This is a genomic window from Xanthomonas vesicatoria ATCC 35937 (assembly GCF_001908725.1).
Taxonomy (GTDB): Bacteria; Pseudomonadota; Gammaproteobacteria; order Xanthomonadales; family Xanthomonadaceae; genus Xanthomonas; species Xanthomonas vesicatoria.
In genome coordinates, this window is sequence record NZ_CP018725.1 from 121,570 (window position 1) to 139,898 (window position 18,329).

An 18,329-nucleotide genomic window follows, 5' to 3' on the forward strand; every position below is an offset into this window, starting at 1 on the left:
GGCATCGCGTCGGTTGCGCCAGCAAAGATGCAGGCACAAAAAACCCACCGGTTTGACGGAGGTGGGTACCGCTACGTGAGGAGTTTCTACGCTCCTTGGAGCAAGAGATTGCTACCGGGCACGAGCCATGTCAATGGCTTCGTAACCTCGCGCTCAATGCCACCAATACCATGAGCAACCAGGGCGTCATCGCCGGTGCCGATGTCAGCATCACCGCCGGCAACCTGCTCAACCAGGGCCGCATCAGCGGCACCGGCAGCGTAGCGCTGGAAGCGCGTAACGACCTGCTCAACCAGGGCCAGATCCAGGGCCGCGATGTCGCACTGGTGGCCGGCAACAACCTGGTCAGCGAAGCGGCCAAGGCCATCAACGGCGTCGGCATCCTGTCGGGCATCAACGCCAGCAACACCCTGCAACTGATGGCCGGCAACGACATGGCCCTGACCGGTACCCGCGTGCAGGCCGGCGGTAGTGCGGCGTTGATCGCCGGCAACAACCTCAGCCTCACGCCCAGCGCCTTGCGCGACGACAACGGCCTGCTGCGCGGCGGCGATGCCGTGTCGGTGACCACTGGCAAGGACCTGATCGTGTCTGCAGGCAACGACCTGCAACTGCACGGCGTGACCATCGCGGCCGGCGGAAGCGCCGCGCTGCAGGCAGGCAATAACCTGTCGCTGACGCCGACCATCGGCCTGGACGGCAAGGTCGCCACCCGCACCAGCATCAGCACCGGCGACAGCCTGCAGCTGACCGCCGGCAACGACCTGACCATTCGCCAGGCCGAGGTCAAGGCGGGCGGTGATTTGATCGCCGCAGCCGGCAACAACCTCAATGTCGAGTCCGTGCTCAACGACAGCGAGACCAACAGGTACAACTCGCGCAACGGCAAGACCCGCGTCACCACCACCACGACCACCCAGAGCATCGACCAGCAGGCGCTCGCTGCCGGCGGCAACCTGATCCTCAGCGCCGGCAACGACGTCAACCTTGTGGCCGCAAAACTCGATGCAGGCAAGGGCTTGGGGATCAGCGCCGGCAACGACATCAACGCCAGCACGCTGACCACGGTGGACACCAGCGATGTCCTGGAAACGCGCAAGCGCTTCAAGCAAACCACCAGCACCCGCGACGAAACCGTCCACGGCACCGAGTTCAGTGCCGGCGGCAATGTGGCCATGCAGGCGGGCAACGACATCACCCTGACCGCCGCATCGGCCGCCACCAAGGAAGGCGGCATCACCCTGGCCGCCGGCAACGACGTCAATCTGCTCGCCGCCAGCGAGCAGCACGACGCCGTGCAGGACATGACCAAGAAGAAGAAGGGTACGTTCTCGAGCAAGACGACCACCACGCATGATGCGTGGCACGACAACGTGGCGGTCACCACCACGCTCAGTGCTGACACGGTGCAGATTGCGGCGGGTAACGATCTACTGTCGCAAGGCGCGCAGGTCGCCAGCACCGGCGATGTGGTGTTGGCCGCGGGCAACAACATCACGCTGGACACGGTGCAGAACACGCACAGCGAAGAGCATGAGAAGACGGTCAAGAAGTCCGGTCTATATGGTGGTGGCGGATTCAGCGCCGCATTGGGCGTCACCAAAAAAACCGATGGGCTGGACGTCACCGAGGTGTCCAACAGCGGCAGCCTGGTCGGCAGCACCGACGGCGCGGTGACAATTACTGCTGGCAACAAGGTGTCCATCACCGGTAGCGATGTACTGAGCGCCACCAGCACCACCATCGTGGGTAAGGAAGTCACGATTGCTGCCGCGGAAAACACCGTGGATACGGTGCAGACGTCCAAGCAGCAGAGTGCGGGCATTACGCTGGGGCTGACCGGTGGGGCTGTAGACGCCGCGCAGGCGATCTACGGCGCAGTCAAGCGTGGATCGGAAGTTGAAGACGACCGCTTGAAGGCGCTTTACGCCGCCAAGGCGGGCTATGCGGTCAGCGACACCGTGGGGATGGTCAACAATGGCCTGAAGGGCTACGACGGCCAAGCGGTTGCAGGAAACACGACCAAGGCAGGTACTGCTGCAGCGGATGGCGCGCAAGGTGCAGCCAATGCGGCGGGCGTGAGCTTGCGCCTTGGTATCGGTGCCAGCAGTTCGTCAAGCAAGACGACCACGCACGAGGAAACCACCGGCGGCAGTCGCATCCTCAGCAACGGCGACGTCACCATTGCAGCAACTGGTGGCGACCTCAATGTCGTCGGCAGCAAGATCGCCGGCGAAAATGTGGCCCTGGCTGCTGCAAACAATCTCAACCTGCTGAGCAACAAGGAAACCAACACCACCAAATCGGAGAACAAGAACGCCGGTGGAGAGATCGGCATCAGTGTTGGTGCAGTCACCGGCTATTACCTGTCGGTGTCAGCAGGCAAAGGCAGTGCCAAGGGCAACAGCGATCTACGCACGGAAAGCGTGGTCACTGCCAACGATACATTGACCTTGGTGAGTGGCAACGACACCACGATCCAGGGCGCACAGGCTATCGGCAACAAGGTGCTCGCCAATGTGGGCGGCGACCTGCTGATCAAAAGCGAGCAGGACACCAACGAGTACAAAAGCAAGCAGCAACAGGCCAGCCTGACCCTGGCGACCGGCTCTGGTAGCGGCGGCAGCTACAGCCAGCAAAATGTCAACAGCAGCTACACCAGCGTGACCGAGCAGAGCGGTATCCAGGCCGGCAATGGCGGCTTCGACATTGTCGTGGGCGGAGACACCAAGCTAGTCGGCGGTGCGATTGTCAGCTCAGCTAGCTCATCATTGAATACTCTATCGACGGATAGCCTCACGGCAGAAGATCTCAAGAACAAAGCCGAGTATGAAGCCAATAGTCTTGGTGTGAGCGTTAGCGGATCAGGCTTCAAGCCTACGCTGGGTCTGCCACAGTCGGATAAAGATTCTAGTGTCACGCATAGTGCCATTGCTGCCGGCTCAATGGAGGTTAGGAATGGCAACTCATCAGCGTTAGATGGCATTAAGAGAGATACGGATGAATTGGCAAATAGCGGTTTAAAGAAAATTTTCGACGAGCAGAAAGTGTCTGAAAGAATGGAAATCGGGTCTGTTGCAACTGACCTGGTCCGAAACTACCAGGCGCAGCAGATTCGTAAAAAGCAGGAGGCGATTGATGATGTCCAGAAGCGAGCCGATCAAGCGTTAGCGGACGGCAATCTTCAGCTTTCTAGCGATCTACGTGCTGAAGTAGTGAGTTTGCGCGAAGACCGTGATGGCGGAAAGGTTGGAAAGACATTGACTTATGCTGGTGTTGGCTTTGGTCTTAGTCTCTTGACCGGGAGTTCCTCCCTGGGTGACACCCTCTCTTACGCAAAAGATTTGTTTCTTTACAATGGTGCCGAACTCAATGCAGATACGGCAATTCGCCAAGGACACGAAACCCAAGCAATTGCTTTTACATGTGGTGTTGGTAAGACTCCAGATCAGTGTGCTGGTTTAAAGCCACCAGCAGGGAAGGGGGTTGATGGACTTCTAGCTTGGGGTAAAGAAAATGATGTGGTAATTAATTTCTTGAACGAAATTCCAGAGGGTGCAAATATTATTGCTACCAATGGAATCCTCAACAATCCACAGCGGGCTGGACAATTGGCGATGGGCCATGATAGGCGGAGTAAAGTAGATGATACCGTGTATGTCCAATATTATGGTACTGGCGGCCTCGCTACGGATCTATTCGCAGCTGGCTGGGAAAAGTTCGCGGTTCCTTTCGGATTGAACTCGTCCGAGACTACGCGCAGCCTAGCTGACGCAATACTAAGGCAGGGTGACAACGCTGACTTGGAGCTGCTGGCGCATAGTCGCGGCACCATCGTAATGGCAAATGCACTCGCTGCTGTGGCTGATTCCGGCTACAAAAATGATAATTCAGGGTTTAACTCAATAAATGTTGGTTCTGCTGTAAGGGCGGGGCGGCTAGCGAATCCAATAAAGTCGGTTATTGGTGATGGAAGAATTTCCGATCACATGGTTTATTTAAATAACCCCGATGATTTTATGCCGTCTATATTGGGTGTTTCTTTTATTGGTGGAACGAAATACGCGGACCCAAGTGATGCTGATTACTATGTGCATAAGGTCCGTAGTAATTTCTGGAAAAGTGTTTTTGGGGTCGGATCACTTGGGGGTGATGATACGGCCCATAATGGGTACATCAATAATAATATCAAATCGCCAAATAACTGGAATGAAAAGAAAGTTGATGAATATAATAAAATGGTCGGCGGTAAATAATTCCAGTTGGTGCAAATTTTTGTGGGCTATTTTCGCATCGGCTTCGCTACTTCTTACAGGTTGCGGCGTTTTTCAAGGGCGTGATGACTTATATGTAGCTTATTTTTCTCCGGATGAGGAGGTGCTTAATATATGTAAAGAGGCTACTGTTGTCGCTGCTAGAGATATTGAAAGTATTATAAGGTATAGGCGCTCACGAATTATATGTCCTTCGTACAAAAATGAAACCTCCATACCTATAGACAGTGGCATAGGGCCCAGTCCGGCTTGGGGGCGGTATGATGGTGGTGGAACTATTTTTTCCGTCAATTCGTTGACGGAAAAGAAGCGTGCTCTCGAAGATGAGCGTGAGAGGGCACGATTGGAAAAACTGTCTGAACGAAGTGTGCCAATTGAATCTAGTTTTCTAGGTGATTTTCATAGTCACGGGCTGAAGTGGGAAGTTCAAGAAAAAAAATATTTCTTTGATCGAGGCGATGTTACTGCAAAATCCGATGATAGATATTTTCGCGTCGATCATGCTGGCCGTGCGTTGGGAAGATACGAGGTCACGTATATTTATCGAAGCCCGGCAGGATGGTGGCTTACCGTTAATGGAAGCTTCGACGGAAGGATGCTTTCTTATCCGGACGTCCTGGCGTCGCGCCTAGCTACACTGCGAACTATTGCCGAGAGCGTGGAGCTGCAGCCAATGAATGCCGCAAATATTGAATGTTCTTATCAGAAAAAAGCAAAACGAGAAATTTGTCGTTACCGAATTGCGCATTAATTCTTCTTAGTTTATAGTGACTTTTACTCAGGAGAGGCGAATCCTATGGTGGAGATTATAAAGCGAAATAAAAAGGTTGGAGAAAATTTCAGAATAAATGCTATCGTAGGAAATTTCGTTCTGAAGATACGCAACGAATAGTCAGCAACGGCCCCGGGCCGTCGTTACTAGATCGAGATCGATCCGCGCTTCGTCAGCTACGACAACTTCATCATCAGCGACTTCCTGCTAGACAAGCTCGGCGTAGGCCCGGAGTGGACCCAGACCCGCCTGGGCGATGGCTTCTACGAACAGCGTCTGGTGCTGGATTAGATCACCCAGCTCACCGGCCGCCGCTATCTGGGCAATTACGCCGACGGCGTGGCGTAGTATCGTGCCCTGCTCGAATCCGGCGTAGCCGCCGCAGGCCAGTTGCAACTCAGCATGGGCGTGGGCCTCACCGTCGCCTAGGCCGCTGCACTCACACAGATATCGTGTGGATGGTGGAGCAGGACTACCAGGGCCAGAAGATACTGGTGCCGGTGGTCTACCTGGCCTCCAACTTGCTGCAGTTGCGCGGCAATGGTGCCTTGATCGCAGGCGGCAACGTCGAGCTCAACGCCACCAACACCACGAGCAACCAGGGTGTCATCGCCGGTGCCGATATCAGTGTCACCGCCGGCAACCTGCTTAATCAGGGGCGCATCAGTGGTACTGGTAGTGAAAGGGAAGAAAATTTGTTCTTATTGTAGTCAATCAACCAACTTGGCGGCTGCCGCCGAGAGGTCCGGGCTAAGTTCGTTGACTGTCTATGATCCTACTACTGGGAAAACTTTGATTTGGAGTAGGCGGAAAATTGGTTACGGTCTGGTCGAGCTGAAGAGGGCTACTGGTGGATAATAAGTACGAATTTATACTTTCCTTCGGCGTTCCCGGTATGCGTGCTGTTTGCACCGAAGATCCCGCATGGGAAAGGATTGTTGCGGGAATTGAATCCGTCTTTGTAGATGGGGGGCGAGCAACTCTTATCATGCATTATTATCATGGAGTTGATGATTCAAATGAGAAAATTACAGCTGTTGTTATGGAGGGGGTTAAAGGAATGTATAGAATTTTGCTAAGGGTCGATTCGAATGATCCGAAGCGTGAAATTTTGAAGTGGTGGGGGGGCGAAGGTTGTAATGGAGTTGATTTTGTAAGCTATCTGGATCAGAAGTGGGATCCGAGAGGTTGGCTGTCTGATTTGGACTTGGCCAAAGACTTGATGAAGGTTTTTTTTTGACAAGGGTAGATTGAATGAGGTTTCGAGTTTTAAATCGCCTTGGGATGTGGATTTTTCGTTTAGGACTCAATGAATGAACTTGTGGTTTGAGTTAATATTATTTCGACTGCCCGGCTGAACGTTCGTTGTGGATGTTTGCCGTCTGTATTACGCTAACCGGCACCCGTGTGCAGGCCGGCGGCAGCGCCGCCTTACAGGGACGACGTCCCCCCAAGTTGAGTAGCACATCAGTTTCGAGTCCAATTCCCTCATGACCCACCCCCGATAGCAGGGCCATCAGTCGATAGAGATTTCGACCTCTTTCGGCGCCAGGGAATTCGCTTGGGACCCGTGTTCTCGGGCGAATTCCGCAGGGGTTTTCCATGCCAGTGCACTGTGGGGGCGCTCCTCGTTATAGAAGCGCCGCCACGCTTCGATTTTGCTCCGTGCATCGGCTAGGGACAAGAACCAATGCTCGTTCAGACACTCCTGTCGCAGCCGGCCGTTGAAGCTTTCCACCATCGCGTTGTCCGTCGGCGTGCCACGTCGGGAAAAGTCCAGCTCTACGCCGTTCTCATAGGCCCAGCGGTCCATCACCTTGCCGGCAAACTCACTGCCGTTATCCACTTTGATCGCTTCCGGCTTGCCTCGTTGAGCGACCAGCCGCGCCACTGCGTCGGCGACATCGTCAGCGCCCAAGGACTGATTTACGACGATATCCAGGCACTCATGCGTGAAGTGGTCCAGCACCGGCAGCAGCCGGAAGCGACGTCCATCGAACAGCGTGTCACTGACGAAGTCCATGCCCCACAGCGTGTTCGGCGCCGCGGCCACCTTGATCGGTTGCCGGCGACGACTACTGCGACTACGTCGCGGGCGACAATGCCGCAACGACAGGCCTTCTTCCTTGTAGATGCGATGCACCCGCTTGTGGTTGTCCCGCCAGCCTTCGCGCCGCAGCATCACCAACACCCGTTCGCAGCCATAGTGGATGCGCGTCTGCGTGATCTGGCGCATCCGCAAGCGGATGGCGCTGCAGTCGCGCGCCTTGGCCTTGTACGAAAACGCCGAGCGCGACATCGCCACGATCCGCAATGCGCGTCGTTCGCTCACGCCGAAGCGCTCTCTCAAGCGGGCAACCCAGCTGCGCTTCTGGGGCGCCCTTAGAGTTTTTTTGTGACCACCTCCTGGAGCATCGCCATGTCCAGGCTCAGGTCGGCAACCAGCTGCTTGAGCTTGCGGTTTTCCTCTTCCAGCACGCGCAGGCGCTTCAGTTCGGAGGGGCCAAGCCCACCGTATTTCTTGCGCCACACATAGAACGTCGCCTCGGCGATGCCCATCTTGCGGCACACCTCGCCAACCGCCATCCCCAGCTCGACCTGCTTGAGCGCGTACGCGATCTGCTCTTCGGTAAAACGCGACTTCTTCATCGCCTGATTCCTCGTGATCCACGGGGCCCATGCGGGGCGAAGTCTCTACTTTACGTTGGCACGGTTTTTCGGGGGTGGGTCACTCACTTGAGGAGATTGTCTATGGCAGCGCGACGCCATAAGGCATTAGTTGAGCGCAAGTTCGCTTGTTTGCGTAGTCACGGCTTGCACAGATGCTCTGGCAACCTGGTGAACGTTGATAACTCGCCAGAACTCTCATGACGCACCGTCTGTCAGAAAAATCGCAATGGTTCGGCCTTCTCGGCTGGCTGGCGCTTTGCTATGCAATCGCGGGGCTGGGCGCGGCGGCATCGATCCAGGCGGCCAGCTTTTACGCTGGGCTACAGCGTCCCGTCTGGGCGCCGCCGGGCTCGCTATTCGGACCGGTTTGGACGGTGTTGTACGGGATGATGGCGGTATCGGTGTGGCTGGTGTGGCGGCGCGGTGGCTGGACTGAGGCGCGGGTGGCATTGGCTCTATTCGTGGTGCAGCTGGCGCTCAATGGTTTGTGGAGCTGGCTGTTCTTTGCGTGGCACATTGGAGCCTGGGCGTTTGCCGACATCGTTGCGCTATGGCTGGTGCTGGCGGCCACGATCGCGGCATTCGCGAAGAGGCAAACGCTGGCGGCGTGGTTGCTGCTGCCGTATCTGGCATGGGTGAGCTTTGCGGCGGCGCTTAATTTCTCGGTCTGGCAACTCAATCCTCAGGTGCTCGGCTGATCCTGCGGTGTGACACAGGCAATTGGCTGGATCTGCATTGTTTACTGGTTCGGAACGCAGGACGACGCTCGTCTGAGCGGTGCGATGAGAATTCATTTTGGAAGCGGTAAGTCGGCAGCGTCAAAGGGGGCAGGGTGTTCAGAGGAAATGACGGCCTCTGAGCCACCTCTCGCTTCCGCGCTGACCAGACAGGTGCACACGCGTGGATGGGCGCCAACCCTGGGTGGGCGCTAACGATGCGAATTGAACCTTTCCTCCTGGACGGCGCTGACAGGTGTTCCAAAGTTGCGCACGGCGGTCCGCCGAGGTCGTCATAAAAGTTTCCATAGCAATCAATTACTTGCGGGCGCGGCGCCTAAATCCCTGAGCGACAAGGTTTTCTGTTGGCTGTGCCAAGCATGCGCCCACTCCCATTCACGCAACGCTTGACAGGCCTCGGTCCGCTGATGTCTTTTGCAGGCATGGGTAACGCCTCCGCCACCGTTTCGCTTCTCTGCCAGCCGCTGCTGTGGGCCGGTACGGGCGTGGCCGGAATTACCAGCACCATTACCACCGTCACCATTCGCCCGGTGCGGTCCGTCGTCTTCGCGTAACTTCCGAAAACAACGGCCCCGCACCCGGATCAGGATGCGGGGGCTTTCCTCCCTCATTTGATGCGGACGGGGCCTCCCTAACGAGGTCTGTCGATGTCATCGCCTGTTGTTTCGCTCGAACCCGCCGCTGTTGCCGCCTCTTCCGCACGCACTGTCGTGCACAAATTCGGCGGCACGTCGGTGGCCGATGCCGAACGCTATCGGCACGTTGCGCACCTGTTGCTGGCGCGCGACGAGACGGTGCAGGTCACCGTGGTCTCGGCGATGAAGGGGGTCACCGACGCCCTGATCGAGCTGGCCGAGCTGGCCGCGCAGGATCGCCCGGAGTGGCGCGAGCGTTGGCATGAAACGCGCGCACGCCATCGTGGCGCGGCGGTGGCCTTGCTCGGCGAACACTCGGGGCCAACGGTGGAGTGGCTGGACGAGCGTTTCGAGCATCTGGCGCAGATCCTGGGGGCCTTGGCGGTGATCGGCGAGTTGCCGCGCGAGGTGCTCGACCGCGTGCAAGGCCTGGGCGAGGTGTATTCGGCGCAGCTGTTGGGCGATCACTTCCGCGCCATCGGCGAAGACTGCGCGGTGCTGGATGCGCGCGATGTGCTGGTGGTCAACCGTGGCGAGCTCGGCGTCGACGTGGACTGGGATACCAGCGCGCGCCGGCTTGCGACCTGGCGCCAGGCGCATCCGCAGACGCGTGTGGTGGTGACCGGATTCGTGGCGCGCGACCGCGCCGACCGCATCACCACGCTGGGCCGCAACGGCAGCGATTATTCCGGTGCGATCTTCGCGGCATTATTCGATGCGGACGAACTGCATATCTGGACCGACGTGGATGGCGTGCTGTCGGCCGACCCGCGCGTGGTGCCGGAGGCAGTGCAGCTGGAAACACTGAGCTACGATGAGGCCTGCGAGCTGGCGTACTTCGGGGCGAAGGTGGTGCATCCGCAGACCATGTCGCCGGCGATCGAGCGCGGCCTGCCGATCATCATCCGCAACACCTTCCAGCCCGAACATCCGGGCACGCGCATCACCGCCAGCAGCGCAGTCAGCGGGCCGATCAAGGGGCTGACGCTGAGCCCGGATCTGGCAGTGCTCAATCTCGAAGGCACCGGCCTAATCGGCGTGCCGGGCACGGCCGAGCGCGTGTTCGCGGCGCTGCGCACGGCGCAGGTCTCGGTGGTGATGATCTCGCAGGGCTCGTCGGAGCATTCGATCTGCTGCGTGGTCAAGCAGCATGAGTCCGAGCGTGCACGCACTGCGTTGTTGCAGGCGTTTGCGCACGAACTCACCGTGGGCCAGGTACAGCGCGTGCAGCTGACCACCGGCATCAGCGTGTTGGCGGCAGTGGGCGATGGCATGGCCGGGCAGCCGGGTGTGGCGGCGCGGCTGTTCGAATCGCTGGGGCGCGCGCAGGTCAATATCCTGGCCATCGCGCAGGGATCGTCGGAGCGCAATATCTCGGTGGCCATCGATGCGGCGCATGCGACCAAGGCCTTGCGCGCGGCGCATGCCGGCTTCTGGCTGTCGCCGCAGACGTTCTCGGTGGGTGTGATCGGGCCGGGCAATGTTGGCGCGGCGTTGCTGGACCAGTTACGCATCGCGCAGCCGCAGCTGCTGGGCAAGGCCAACATCGACCTGCGCTTGCGCGCGGTGGTGTCGCGCGGGCGCATGTTGCTGGACGAGCGCGGCCTGGTCGGCGATTGGCGCGATGCGTTTGCATCCGCGGCCACCACGACCGATCTGGAGCGGTTCACCACGCATCTGCTGTCGGCGCATCTGCCGCATACGGTGATCATCGATTGCAGCGGCAGCGCAGAAGTGGCCGACCGCTATGCCGGTTGGTTGGCGGCCGGCATCCATGTGGTGACGCCGAACAAACAAGCCGGCTCCGGCCCCTTGGCGCGCTACGAAGCGATCCGTGCGGCGGCCGATGCCAGTGGCGCGCGTTTCCGTTACGAGGCCACCGTGGGTGCGGGCCTGCCGGTGATCACCACGCTGCGCGATCTGGTCGATACCGGCGATGCGGTGACTTCGATCGAAGGCATCTTTTCCGGCACCTTGGCGTGGCTGTTCAACAAATACGACGGCAGCGTGGCGTTCTCCGAACTGGTGACGCAGGCGCGCGGCATGGGCTATACCGAGCCGGACCCACGCGACGATCTGTCGGGCGTGGATGTGGCGCGCAAGCTGGTGATTTTGGCACGCGAAGCGGGGCGCGCGATCAGCCTGGAAGACGTCAACGTCGAAAGCCTGGTGCCAGAAGCATTGCGCCAGGCCAGCGTGGAGGACTTCATGGCGCGCTTGCACGAAGTGGATGCAACGTTCGCGCAGCGGCTGACCGATGCGCGCGTACGCGGCAATGTGTTGCGCTATGTCGCGCAGCTGCCGCCCGATCGCGCGCCCAGCGTGGGCCTGGTCGAGCTGCCGGCCGATCATGCCTTCGCCAACCTGCGCCTGACCGACAACGTGGTGCAGTTCACCACGCGGCGTTACTGCGAGAACCCGCTGGTGGTGCAGGGCCCGGGCGCCGGGCCGGAGGTCACCGCGGCCGGTGTGTTTGCCGATCTGCTGCGCGTGGCGGCGGGCGAGGGGGCGCGATTGTGAGCCAGGCAGTGATCGGTCAATCCGCAGTCGCGCAAGCGCAATCAGGTGGCGCGTCTTTTGCCACACAGGCGTTGCACGAAGCGCGCGCCTTCGCACCGGCATCGGTTGCCAATGTCGCCGTGGGCTTCGACTTGTTGGGCTATCCGGTCGATGGCGTGGGCGATACGGTCACGGTGCGCCGCATCGATGCGCCGGTGGTACGCATCGCCGCCATTCGCGGCACCACCGTCGCGTTGCCGCTGGATGCCGAGCGCAACACCGCCGGCGCAGCCTTGATGTCGCTGCGCGCAGCACTGGAGTTGCCCTACGGCTTTGAAGTGGAGATCGACAAGGGCATCGCGTTGAGCTCAGGCATGGGGGGCTCGGCAGCCTCATGTGTGGCCGCGTTGGTGGCGGCAAACGCACTGCTGGACACGCCGCTGAGCACGACGCAGCTGTATCAGCATGCGCTCGACGGCGAAGCCGTCGCTAGCGGTAGCCGCCATGGCGACAATCTAGGGCCGCTATTTTTGGGCGGGCTGGTGCTGTGCACGCTGGAGCGGCTGGTGCCGATCGCAGTGCCAGCGGACTGGCACAGCCTGTTGGTGCACCCGGATGCGGTGCTGGAAACCCGTCGCGCGCGCGAAGCCCTGGCCGGCGATTATCGACTGCGCGAGTTTGTCGCGCAGAGCACCAATCTTGCGTTGGTGCTGGCAGGCTGCCATGCCGGCGATGCCGGGTTGGTGCGCGCCGGCTTGCGCGATGTGCTGGTCGAGCCACGCCGTGCCCCGCTGATCACCGGCTTCGCCGCCGCCAAGCAAGCTGCGCTGGCGCATGACGCGATGGGCGCGAGCATTTCCGGGGCCGGCCCCAGTGTGTTCGCATGGTTCGAAACGCGTGCCGCCGCGCAGGCCGCTGCGCCTGCGGTGCAGGCCGCGTTCGCCGCTGCCGGATTCGATAGCCAGTCCTGGGTCTCGCCGATCGCCAGCCCGGCGGCACGGCGGATCGAATGAGCCGGCATCTGCATGTCCCGGCTCGGCAGGATGCAGCGTGCGACGTGCGGACCACGCAGCACGCTGCAGGCCCCTTATTCCACGACGACCTCGCTGATCTGCATCACCGGGCTCAGGTCGGTGTAGTTGGCGATGTCGCCCAGGATCTCCGTCGCGTGCGGGCCGAAGCTAGCGTTGAAGGCCTCGACCGAGTCGCAAAAGATATGGCACATGCCGATGAAGGCCGGCGTGCTACCCGGCTCGCCGCCGCTGAGTCCCTTGTCCACGGTGTAACGCAGGCAGGCCGCGCCCATGCGCGCGCTCACCAGCGGCATGTGCTGATCGCGGTAGTAGCTGTGGTCGAAACGGGCGCCTTCGCGGTAGGGGTACATCACGCTGACCTTGATCATCTGCCGACTCCACGGAAAGGTGCGGGCAGCATAGCGCTGCATCAGCGCGTGCAGTGGACCACTCGGCGGAACGCAGCAACCGCGCCAACCGTGCCCATTTCCTCGACCATTTCATTGCCGGGTAACGCCCGGTCCTGTTTTTGCCTGGAGTCACGCTGATGTTCATCTCCACCCGTGGCGGCGCACCCGCCGCAAGCCTGAGCCAGGCGATTGCCGCCGGCCTGGCCCCCGATGGCGGACTGTATGTGCCGCAGACCTTGCCGCCGGCGCGCACGCTGGCCGCCTCTGCCGATCTGGGCGCGACAGCCGCCACGCTGCTGCAGCCGTTTTTCGAAGGCGATGGGTTGGCGCCCGAGCTGCCTGCCATCTGCGCCGAAGCGTTCGATTTCCCGGCCCCGCTGGTACCACTGGCCACCCCCGGCGACTACGCGCTGGAGCTGTTCCATGGCCCGACCGCCGCATTCAAGGATTTCGGTGCGCGCTTCTTGGCGGCCTGCCTGACCCGTCTGCGCCGTGCCGAAGACCGCCCGCTCACCATTCTGGTGGCCACCTCCGGCGATACCGGCGCTGCGGTGGCGGCAGCATTCCATCGCCAGCCCGGCTTGCGTGTGGTGGTGCTGTATCCGGATGGCCGGGTGTCGCCGCGCCAGGCGCATCAGCTGGGCTGCTTTGGCGACAACATCCAGGCCTTGCGCGTGGCCGGCTCGTTCGACGATTGCCAGGCGATGGTCAAGCAGGCCTTAAACGACGCGGCGCTGCAGGCGCAGGTGCCGCTGAGTTCGGCCAACAGCATCAGCCTGGGTCGCCTGTTGCCGCAGATGAGCTACTACGCGCACGCGGCCCTGCAGCACCAGGCGGCCGCAGGCAGTGTGCTGAATCTGGTAGTGCCCACCGGTAATCTGGGCAACGGGCTGGCCGCCATCCTGGCGCGCGCGCTCGGGGTGCCGCTGGGCAAGATCGCGCTGGCCTCCAATGCCAACCACGTGTTGCCGGACTATTTTGCCGGCGACGACTACGCCCCGCAGCCCAGCGTGGCGACCCTGGCCAATGCGATGGACGTGGGCGCGCCAAGCAATTTCGAGCGGCTGCGCTGGTTGTACCAGGGCGACGACGCGGCGTTGCGCGAGGCCTTCCGGGCGCTGTCGGTGGACGATGCGGCCATCAGCCACACCATCCAGCAGCGTTATGCCCGCTACGGCGAGGTGCATTGCCCGCACACCGCCACCGCGGTGCATGTGCTGGAGCAATTGCGTGCCGAAGGTGCCGAGGGCGTCACCGGGGACTGGGCCGTGGCGGCCACCGCGCACCCGGCCAAGTTCGAAGGCGTGGTGGAGCCGTTGATCGGCCGCGCGGTCGAGGTGCCACCCGCGCTGGCCGCGTTATTGCAGCGCCCCGCACACGCTGAAGTCTTGGCGCCGGACTACGCGGCATTCCGGCAGCGCCTGCTTGCGGATGCGGCCTGAGCCAAACGCGTTCAGCCAGCCGGGGTTGGAAAGTGCCGCGCATGGGGCTATCTCTATCTGGGTGCGGCCCCGGCGTGGCGCCGCGTTCGATGTGGGTTGCTGCATGTCTTATCGAGTGATTGCCGTTGTCGCCGCGGTGTGCGGCTGGGCAGTGGCGGGTGCGTCCATGGCCGCCGATGCCATGGTTGCGTCCCCGGTGTCGCCCTTGGGCGCACCGCGTGCGGGGCTGATCGATGCCTTGGCGCGTCAGGCGCCGTCGTTGGACCGCCAGGTCCTGGCGTTGGCTACCGAGGCGCTGCAGTGCGCGCGCCAGCGCCAGCAGGTAGGCGCCGAACGCGTGCTCAGCGTGATCGACTACAGCCGGCCGTCGACCGAGCGCCGGTTGTGGGTATTCGACCTGGCGCGGCAGCGGCTGCTGTTCCAGGAGTGGGTGGCGCACGGGCGCAACACTGGCGAGAACCTGGCCGCGAAGTTCTCCAACGCCGATGGCAGCTTCCAGTCCAGCCTGGGGGCGTTCACCGCGCAGGAGGCGTACACCGGCCACAACGGCTACTCGTTGCGGCTCAAAGGGCTGGAGCCGGGCTTCAACGATCACGCGCGCGACCGCGCCATCGTGATCCACGGCGCGCCCTACGTCAGCGAGGCCATCATCCGTAGCCAGGGTCGGCTGGGACGCAGCCTGGGTTGCCCGGCGGTGCGGCCGGCGGTGGCCAAACAGTTGATCGACACCTTGCGCGAGGGTGCGTTCGTGTTTGCCTATTATCCGGACCGCGCCTGGCTGCGGCAGTCGCAACTTCTGAGTAGCGGCTGCGGTGCGGCGGTGGCCAGTGCAGTCGGTGGCCGCTGACGCGTGGTGCACTGCGGGCTGATGCGGGAGTGCGGTTGAGAACACGGCCGGCGTGAATAAGCGCAGTTGCGGCGCTGCCGCGCTATATGCCAGCGCATAGCCGTCTTCATCACTCCTGCAGGCACTGCATCGTCGCAACGCGCAGAGGCGTGGCCATGCCATCAACCCCGCTGGGCAACGATCGGCCAAATGGCGCTCAGACCGTATCGCCCGCCAGGCCGCGCAGGGCGGGGTAATCCAGGATCTGTACCAGGTGCAGTTGCGGCAGCGCGATCAGTTGCTGCTGCCTGAGCTTGGTGAAGGTGCGGCTCACCGTTTCCATGGTCAGCCCAAGATGGTCGGCGATGTCGCCGCGGCTCATCGGCAGTGCAACGGTGTCGCCGCTGGCGCCGGGCTGTGTGGAGCGGGCGGCTAGCCGCAACAGAAAATGCGCCAGCCGTTCGCTGGGTTGCAGCCGCGCCAGCAGCAGGCCGGTGTCCTGCGCGGCGGCCAGTTCCATGCTGGCGCGTTGCAGCAGCTTGCGCTCCAGATGCGGGTAGCGATCGCGCAACTGGCGCATCTGCGCCATCGGCGTGCGGCACACGCGGCTATCGACGATGGCTTCGATATCGTGGCGGTGGTGCGCAGTTTCGGTCAGCCCCACATAGTCACCGGGCAGCACGAAACCGGTGATCTGGCGGCGGCCGTCGGCCAGCGTGCGCACCATGCGCAGGGCGCCGGAGGTGAGGGTATAGACGTGCTGGCGCGCATCGCCGGCGCGCACCAGCGTACTGCCGGGTGCATAGCTGGACGCAGTGGTGGCCTGATCGAGCGCGCCCATTTCCTGGGGCGACAATGCTGCGCAGATCGCACGGCCGCGGACCGCGCAGAGCGCGCAATCGGAACTGGGCGTGCCGCTGCCGTGTGCTGCGCCGGGCGCAGCGCAGGTCACGCTGGGGTCTGAAAGCTGCCGATACATGGGTCACGCACTGCCGAGGACGCAGCTCAATGATACGCCATGCGGTCAGCGTGCCCGCCCAGCCGGTAGAATTACCGGCTCGCCCCAGTCGTCCTGCAGGAGTTTCGCTCGTGATCAAGCCCCGTACGCCGCCCGGCATCATGGAATTGCTGCCACGCGAGCAGATCGCGTTCCAGCGCATGCTGGACGTCATCCGCCGCAATTACGCGCGGTTCGGGTTCCTGCCGGTCGAAACCCCGGTGTTCGAGCTCTCCGACGTGCTGTTGACCAAATCCGGCGGCGAAACCGAGCGCCAGGTGTACTTCGTGCAGTCCACCGGGGCGCTGGCCAACGCGGCGGCCGCGGCCGACGAGGGTGCCGAGGGTGGCGGCCTGCCTGAGCTGGCCCTGCGCTTCGACCTCACCGTGCCGCTGGCGCGCTATGTCGCCGAGCATGAGCACGATCTCAGCTTCCCGTTCCGTCGCTATCAGATGCAACGCGTATATCGTGGCGAGCGTGCGCAGCGCGGGCGTTTCCGCGAGTTCTACCAGTGCGATATCGATGTGATCGGCAAGGATGCGCTGAGCATCCGCTACGACGCCGAAGTGCTGGCGGTGATCCACGCGGTGTTCGCCGAACTGGGCATCGGCGACTTCAAGGTACAGTTGAACAACCGCAAGTTGCTGCGCGGGTTTTTCGAAAGCCTGGGCGTGGCCGAGGGCGAGCTGCAGCTGGCGGTGCTGCGCGAGGTCGACAAGATCGACAAGCGCGGCGCCGATTACGTGCGCGACACGCTGGTGGGCGAGGGCTTCAACATCGCCGCCGAGCAGGTGGCCAAGATCCTGGCGTTTGTGGCGGTGCGCTCAAGCGGCCATGCCGATGCGCTGGCACAGTTGCAGGCGCTGGAAGTCTCGGTTGGGGCCAGTGCGACGCTGGGCGAGGGCATTGCCGAATTGCGCGAGGTGCTGGAACTGGTCAAGGCCTTGGGCGTGCCCGAGAGCGCGTACTGCCTGAATTTCTCGATCGCGCGTGGGCTGGATTACTACACCGGCACCGTCTACGAAACCACGCTGACCGATCATCCGCAGATCGGCTCGATCTGCTCGGGCGGCCGCTACGAAAGCCTGGCCAGCCACTACACCAAGTCCAAGTTGCCCGGCGTCGGCATCTCGATTGGCCTGACCCGGTTGTTCTGGCAGCTGCGCGAGGCCGGTCTGATCCAGGGCATCGCCGAAAGCAGCGTGCAGGCGATGGTGGCGCTGCTGGACGAAACCCGCCTGGACGACGCGCTGGATATCGCGCGCCGGCTGCGCATCGGGGGCATCAACACCGAAGTGCAGATGGAGCCGAAGAAGGTCGGCAAGCAGTTCCAGTACGCCGCCCGCGCCGGCATCCGCTTTGTGGTGCTGGCCGGCCACGACGAGCTGGCGCGCGGCGTGGTGGCGGTGAAGGACCTGGTGCGCGAGCAGCAGTTCGATGTGCCGCGCGACGAGTTGGCGAGCACGTTGCAGGTTGAGCTGGAGCAGGCCAGGGCGATGCTGGTGGCCGGAGCCAGGGCCGCCGATTGAGCGAATGGCACGTCCAGTGGCTTGGCCAGGCCGCCTGATCGCTGCGAAGACGAACCCACCGATGCCTGGCATCCGTGGGTTTTCGTTTCTTGCCTGGCGGATGCGGATGTCGGCCTGAACCATTCGCGTATCAGGCCTTGTGACTAGTGCGCAAATTGCGTTAATGTAATAACACGCTATTACATTAACGCAATGAAACAACGACCTGCCCCCCGCGAAATCACCGATGTCGCCGCCTCGCTCAAGATGCTGGCCGATGCGCTGGCATGCCTGGGCGAGCCCGGCTCGGTCGAGGCATTCCTGCGCGATCTGTGCACCCCGGCCGAGCTCGAAGCCATGGCCGACCGCTGGCGGGTGGTGCCGCTGCTCGTCAAGGGCGTGCCGTACCGCGAGATCCATGAGCTGACCCAGGTCAGCGTCACGACCATCGGGCGCGTTGCGCGCACGCTGGAACACGGCGCCGGCGGTTATGCCGCGGCCCTGCGCGAGCAAGCCGCGCGCCCTGTCGATTCCCACTGAGAGAAC

General features: G+C 61.8%; 13 protein-coding genes and 2 pseudogenes. 12 read left to right on the forward strand and 3 right to left on the reverse strand.

Features of this window, described 5'->3' with window-relative positions; all coding sequences use genetic code 11:
- Positions 1-143: 143 nt before the first annotated feature.
- The 5 genes and pseudogenes from BJD12_RS00490 to BJD12_RS24005 form a co-directional block, all read left to right on the forward strand.
- Positions 144-4,256 (forward strand): annotated as a pseudogene (locus BJD12_RS00490) (hemagglutinin repeat-containing protein); the annotation flags it as partial.
- Complete coding sequence (locus BJD12_RS00495) at positions 4,210-5,025, forward strand: hypothetical protein (protein ID WP_126936679.1); 816 nt, start codon at positions 4,210-4,212, stop codon at positions 5,023-5,025. The pseudogene BJD12_RS00490 and the gene BJD12_RS00495, both read left to right, overlap by 47 nt.
- A gap of 213 nt (positions 5,026-5,238) precedes the next feature.
- Positions 5,239-5,756, forward strand: a pseudogene (locus tag BJD12_RS25280) (hypothetical protein).
- Positions 5,725-5,904: a cytidine deaminase-like fold-containing protein gene (locus BJD12_RS25285; protein ID WP_425509112.1), complete on the forward strand. Its 180-nt coding sequence runs from the start codon at positions 5,725-5,727 to the stop codon at positions 5,902-5,904. Before BJD12_RS25280 ends, BJD12_RS25285 begins: the two are co-directional and overlap by 32 nt.
- A complete protein-coding gene (locus BJD12_RS24005; RefSeq protein WP_126936678.1) occupies positions 5,897-6,286 on the forward strand; it encodes a hypothetical protein in 390 nt (129 codons plus the stop codon). The genes BJD12_RS25285 and BJD12_RS24005 overlap by 8 nt, the downstream gene beginning before the upstream one ends.
- Positions 6,287-6,562: 276 nt before the next feature.
- Here the strand turns inward: BJD12_RS24005 and BJD12_RS00505 are convergent.
- Positions 6,563-7,695 (reverse strand): IS3 family transposase gene (locus BJD12_RS00505; protein WP_087943130.1). Its coding sequence is split into 2 segments (ribosomal slippage): positions 6,563-7,434 and positions 7,434-7,695, totalling 1,134 coding nucleotides; the frame shifts between segments, so codons are not numbered across the junction.
- Positions 7,696-7,913: 218 nt separating this feature from the next.
- On the opposite strand from BJD12_RS00505, the gene BJD12_RS00515 reads away from it, so the two are divergent.
- The 3 genes from BJD12_RS00515 (at position 7,914) to BJD12_RS00530 (ending at position 12,600) form a co-directional block, all read left to right on the forward strand.
- Entirely contained in the window at positions 7,914-8,414 is a 501-nt protein-coding gene (locus tag BJD12_RS00515; protein ID WP_005997449.1) for a TspO/MBR family protein, read from the forward strand.
- A gap of 686 nt (positions 8,415-9,100) precedes the next feature.
- Positions 9,101-11,608, forward strand: a complete 2,508-nt coding sequence (thrA, locus tag BJD12_RS00525; RefSeq protein WP_042828685.1) for a bifunctional aspartate kinase/homoserine dehydrogenase I — start codon at positions 9,101-9,103, stop codon at positions 11,606-11,608.
- Between the two features lie 11 nt (positions 11,609-11,619).
- The gene (locus BJD12_RS00530; protein WP_050812917.1) at positions 11,620-12,600 is read left to right on the forward strand and encodes a homoserine kinase; all 981 of its coding nucleotides are present in this window, start codon (positions 11,620-11,622) and stop codon (positions 12,598-12,600) included.
- Positions 12,601-12,674: 74 nt separating this feature from the next.
- On the opposite strand, the gene BJD12_RS00535 is transcribed toward BJD12_RS00530, so the two are convergent.
- The gene (locus tag BJD12_RS00535; protein WP_039421485.1) at positions 12,675-12,989 is read right to left on the reverse strand and encodes an EthD family reductase; all 315 of its coding nucleotides are present in this window, start codon (positions 12,987-12,989) and stop codon (positions 12,675-12,677) included.
- A 158-nt stretch (positions 12,990-13,147) separates the two neighbouring features.
- On the opposite strand from BJD12_RS00535, the gene thrC reads away from it, so the two are divergent.
- A complete protein-coding gene (gene thrC, locus BJD12_RS00540; RefSeq protein WP_005997440.1) occupies positions 13,148-14,452 on the forward strand; it encodes a threonine synthase in 1,305 nt (434 codons plus the stop codon).
- Positions 14,453-14,555: 103 nt separating this feature from the next.
- Complete coding sequence (locus tag BJD12_RS00545) at positions 14,556-15,299, forward strand: murein L,D-transpeptidase catalytic domain family protein (RefSeq protein WP_039421469.1); 744 nt, start codon at positions 14,556-14,558, stop codon at positions 15,297-15,299.
- A gap of 196 nt (positions 15,300-15,495) precedes the next feature.
- On the opposite strand, the gene BJD12_RS00550 is transcribed toward BJD12_RS00545, so the two are convergent.
- Positions 15,496-16,119 carry a Crp/Fnr family transcriptional regulator gene (locus tag BJD12_RS00550; protein WP_005997437.1) on the reverse strand — a complete coding sequence of 208 codons (624 nt, stop codon included), beginning with the start codon at positions 16,117-16,119 and terminating at the stop codon, positions 15,496-15,498.
- 248 nt (positions 16,120-16,367) lie between these two features.
- Between BJD12_RS00550 and hisS the strand changes: the two genes are divergently transcribed.
- Both hisS and BJD12_RS00560 read left to right on the forward strand, forming a co-directional pair.
- Positions 16,368-17,804 (forward strand): histidine--tRNA ligase, encoded by a 1,437-nt coding sequence (hisS, locus tag BJD12_RS00555; RefSeq protein ID WP_042828684.1) that lies wholly within the window; start codon positions 16,368-16,370, stop codon positions 17,802-17,804.
- A 192-nt stretch (positions 17,805-17,996) separates the two neighbouring features.
- The gene (locus BJD12_RS00560; protein ID WP_005997433.1) at positions 17,997-18,323 is read left to right on the forward strand and encodes a YerC/YecD family TrpR-related protein; all 327 of its coding nucleotides are present in this window, start codon (positions 17,997-17,999) and stop codon (positions 18,321-18,323) included.
- Positions 18,324-18,329 lie beyond the last annotated feature (6 nt).

Excerpts from the sequence above, each read along its gene's own strand:
- BJD12_RS00560 (WP_005997433.1), top strand. The coding sequence starts at position 17,997 with ATGAAACAACGACCTGCCCCCCGCGAAATCACCGATGTCGCCGCCTCG.
- BJD12_RS00535 (WP_039421485.1), bottom strand. The coding sequence starts at position 12,989 with ATGATCAAGGTCAGCGTGATGTACCCCTACCGCGAAGGCGCCCGTTTC.
- BJD12_RS00545 (WP_039421469.1), top strand. The coding sequence starts at position 14,556 with ATGTCTTATCGAGTGATTGCCGTTGTCGCCGCGGTGTGCGGCTGGGCA.
- thrA (WP_042828685.1), top strand. The coding sequence starts at position 9,101 with ATGTCATCGCCTGTTGTTTCGCTCGAACCCGCCGCTGTTGCCGCCTCT.
- BJD12_RS00550 (WP_005997437.1), bottom strand. The coding sequence starts at position 16,119 with ATGGGCGCGCTCGATCAGGCCACCACTGCGTCCAGCTATGCACCCGGC.
- BJD12_RS00495 (WP_126936679.1), top strand. The coding sequence starts at position 4,210 with ATGAAAAGAAAGTTGATGAATATAATAAAATGGTCGGCGGTAAATAAT.
- thrC (WP_005997440.1), top strand. The coding sequence starts at position 13,148 with ATGTTCATCTCCACCCGTGGCGGCGCACCCGCCGCAAGCCTGAGCCAG.
- BJD12_RS00515 (WP_005997449.1), top strand. The coding sequence starts at position 7,914 with ATGACGCACCGTCTGTCAGAAAAATCGCAATGGTTCGGCCTTCTCGGC.